The organism is Peribacillus sp. NPDC058002 (assembly GCF_042886655.1).
Classification (GTDB): Bacteria; Bacillota; Bacilli; order Bacillales; family DSM-1321; genus Peribacillus; species Peribacillus aracenensis.
On record NZ_JBHVQU010000328.1, the window covers coordinates 1 to 3,411 of the forward strand.

A 3,411-nucleotide genomic window follows, 5' to 3' on the forward strand; every position below is an offset into this window, starting at 1 on the left:
GGGCAATACATGTTTCAAACCCAAGAAAACGCCACGTACATTTATTGACATTAATTGATCGAAAACCTCAGTAGGATAATTGATAAGTGGCATGATTTTGCCTTCCCACCCTGCATTATTCAGGAAAATATCGATTTTACCATAAGAATCTATCGTTTTTTGAACATAATTTTTTATATCGTCTTCATTTGTAACATCGGCTTTAACGAACTTCGCTTCGCCGCCTTTTTCTTTGATTTCATTTACCGTTAACATTCCAGCCTCTTCAGAAAGGTCAACAACAACCACTTTGGCACCATTTTCTGAAAGTGTAATAGAAGCCGCCCGGCCGATACCCCCGCCGCCTCCGGTAACAATTGCTACTTTTTCTGTAAAATCAAATGCTTGCATAATATTCTCCCTTTCTCCCTTTAATCTTGGTGATGATCTTCTTGTTTGAATACGATTACATCATAACACTATTTTTGTCGATTGTCGACAATTTGCTTTTAGAGTCAAAGACTCTACATCACTCCATGTTTCAGAGCTTCATGAATTTCATTTTTTGCCTTAACGAAATCATCTTCGAGAATGCCCTCAATAGACATTTTTAATCTGAAATGGAAATTTTCCATCGTTTCTGTATTCCATTGACTTTGGGCAAAAACCATGAGGATATGACTGGCTTCCTCAAAAAATCTTGATAATGCTTTGTTATTAGCGATTGTAAAAATATATCGAAATATCTGTTCAGCTTTTTTTTGATACTCGATTACATCACTTTTCTCACACTTATCCGTTGCACTTTCCAAATGCTTTCGTAATGATTGCTTTTTTTCCTCGTGCCACCTTCCTTGGGAAAATTCAATGCCCATCTGGATCAGCCCGATCGTAACATCATTATATTCAATGATTTCCTTTTGTGAGAATGGCTTGACGATCGTTCCCCGCCTCGGTATCCTCTCAACAATTCCGTCAACCTGCAATAAATAAAGGGCTTCGCGAACTGGTGCACGGCTCGTATTCAATTCTTTGGAAATGTCTTCTTCGACGATTTTCTCTCCAGCTTCAATTTCCCCTTCAATGATTTTTTTTAAAATGTGTTTGGCGATTTGTTGTGGTAACGATTCCCCAAAATAAATGCCATCTGTCAAATTGGAAGTATTTCCAAACATCTTTCAGCACTCCTATACTTCTAATAATTGATTTTAGTTCTATTAGTATAACATATGGATAGGAATTAACTTCCTTAAAAATTACACCCCTTAATGTTAACCTACCAAGAAAAACGTTTTAAACCATGTGTGGCTCAGAATGAAAAGTTGACCGAATGCTTCTTCGAAGATTTAACGATCCTACTGAGCTTAATGTTACATTCAATAGATTTGAGCCCCTTTTATAGAAAGGGCTCTATGGTGGACTCTTTTATTCCACTAGCCTAGGTTTCGCTGGATCGCAGTTTGGCTTTTCTGTGTCTGTCGATTCAGCGAGTTTCGTTAAATAATAACATTCTTCACGCCACATATGATCTGCCATTAATGGCGAGAACGTTCCGAGAGCCTGCGCACTGAGATCAAGCTCCTCCACTTCAAGCAGAAAGTGCTGAAATAATTTAATTTCCAATGTAACGTCCTGATTCATTTTTTCCAATGCTGGGAATGTTGACAGATTGGTTCGTAAATATCCAGCCATTTCAACAGCTTTTAAATAAAAATCATTAAAATGTTTTTTATATTGGTCACTTTTCTCCTTTAATCTTTTTTCAACATCATCCATATTGGATGAAATTGCACTTGCATGCCCCGCTGCATCTAAAAGCCAAAGCAAATGATGATGAAGTTCATGGAAAACAGGCGGCATTTGATTTGAATTGAAGTATTTCAACAACCTTAAATATTCTTCTAATTCGTTCACCATATGATTAATGAATGAAGGTGAAAGATGTATTTTTATTTTACCAACCAGATGTTCTTTAAGTAGGTATAGCTTAAACTCCCGAAACCTTAATGCCTCTTTTTCAGCCATGGCCGTTAGTTGCGAAATCTCTTCTGAATTGGCTTTACCAAGGAGATTATCAAAAATTCGAATGAATTCTGAGGCAATTTCAATGTTTTCCACTTCAACCGGAGCTAAAGACTCATGGATGAACCTGCCATGGTCTCCTAAGATTTGCAGCCAAAACCGATGCTCGAATCTCGCCGTTTGTTCCAATAACTCGTTCATTCGCTCTCCCCCATAATTCAAAGTATCGAAACTCACTTATAATTTGTATTCCAAAGCCTGCAAACTTATTAATATGAATTGTATGGTGGCGTTACAAAGCTTAAACTTGATCCTTTACCCGCAGGAATGTTTACACCCCAAGAAATTAAAGTGTTATTTGAAGAGATTCTTCATTCACCTGATTATTACGTTTTAATCCGATATGCTCCGCAGTGAGTCAAACGTGTGCATACCCTCCACAAAAACGGACATTTTAGCACTTGTTTAACTCCCTGGCAGTTATCTGCAAATACAAACAAACATCATATTTGTATTGAATTAACGGTTCTGGTTGTGGTAAAGTTTGTAAAATTCTGATCGTTTGGAGGAAGGTAGATTTGTCAAAGGAAATAAAGAGATACATTGACTGTCCAATGGTGAAAATTCCAGGCGGAGAAATAGAATTAAGGGACGATAGAATTAAAAGCAAATGGAAAGCTGAAATAAGACCATTCCTTCTTGCCCGTTATCCTGTTACTACGGATTTCTACTATGCTATTACAAATAAAACGCCTAATTCTTTTGTTCGAAATCTAAAACCTGTTGTGAATATTTCTTGGAATGATGCAATTTCTTTTTGTAATCTGCTTTCACAGAAAGCCGGACTGGCAGAGTGTTATTCTAAAAATGGTGAAAACATAGTTTGTAATTGGGAATCAAGCGGTTTCCGACTTCCATCAGAAGCAGAGTGGCAATACGCATGTAAAGCTGGGACTGCTGGTTACAGATATGGTGAGCTGAATAAGATTGCCTGGTTTAACGAAAATTCAGGGGGCATAATCCATGACGTAGGAACAAAGGAATCGAATCCATGGGGGCTGCATGACATGTTAGGGAATGTTTGGGAATGGTGCTGGGATTTATATGATGAACAAGTGTACGGCACCTACCGTATTTTTCGAGGTGGTAGCTGGGCTGAGGATGCCAGGGGTTGTGGAGCTTCATGTCGTCGGCGCAGCCATCCTACATTTCGCATAGACGACCTAGGATTCCGTCTTGCCCGGTCTTTTTAATTGGCTCTTTTCGTAAAGATTTTGTTTTTAGAACGAAACGATTTAACGTTGATTGGAGCGCAAGTGCGAGCCTCTGCGGGAGCACCGCCCGCCTCGCGGAAAGCGAGCATCTGGAGGGGAAATCAACCACACCGCATTACTTGGTATATAGGAACAC

4 protein-coding genes are annotated in these 3,411 nt (G+C 38.8%); 1 reads left to right on the forward strand and 3 read right to left on the reverse strand.

All coding sequences use genetic code 11. The features are described from left to right. From ACFVSH_RS24445 to ACFVSH_RS24455, 3 genes are all read right to left on the reverse strand, one after another. Positions 1-390, reverse strand: a 390-nt coding sequence (locus ACFVSH_RS24445) for an SDR family NAD(P)-dependent oxidoreductase (protein WP_387708321.1), incomplete at its 3' end; no start/stop codon positions are given. A 113-nt stretch (positions 391-503) separates the two neighbouring features. Further along, on the reverse strand, positions 504-1,154 hold the full coding sequence (locus tag ACFVSH_RS24450) for a GntR family transcriptional regulator (RefSeq protein WP_387598504.1): 651 nt from the start codon (positions 1,152-1,154) through the stop codon (positions 504-506). A gap of 250 nt (positions 1,155-1,404) precedes the next feature. Continuing rightward, positions 1,405-2,202, reverse strand: coding sequence for a DUF2935 domain-containing protein (locus ACFVSH_RS24455; RefSeq protein ID WP_387708323.1), 798 nt, complete (start codon positions 2,200-2,202; stop codon positions 1,405-1,407). A 413-nt stretch (positions 2,203-2,615) separates the two neighbouring features. Between ACFVSH_RS24455 and ACFVSH_RS24460 the strand changes: the two genes are divergently transcribed. Further along, entirely contained in the window at positions 2,616-3,254 is a 639-nt protein-coding gene (locus ACFVSH_RS24460) for a formylglycine-generating enzyme family protein (protein ID WP_387708325.1), read from the forward strand. The last annotated feature ends 157 nt before the right edge of the window (positions 3,255-3,411 follow it).

Excerpts from the sequence above, each read along its gene's own strand:
- ACFVSH_RS24455 (WP_387708323.1), bottom strand. The coding sequence starts at position 2,202 with ATGAACGAGTTATTGGAACAAACGGCGAGATTCGAGCATCGGTTTTGG.
- ACFVSH_RS24450 (WP_387598504.1), bottom strand. The coding sequence starts at position 1,154 with ATGTTTGGAAATACTTCCAATTTGACAGATGGCATTTATTTTGGGGAA.
- ACFVSH_RS24460 (WP_387708325.1), top strand. The coding sequence starts at position 2,616 with ATGGTGAAAATTCCAGGCGGAGAAATAGAATTAAGGGACGATAGAATT.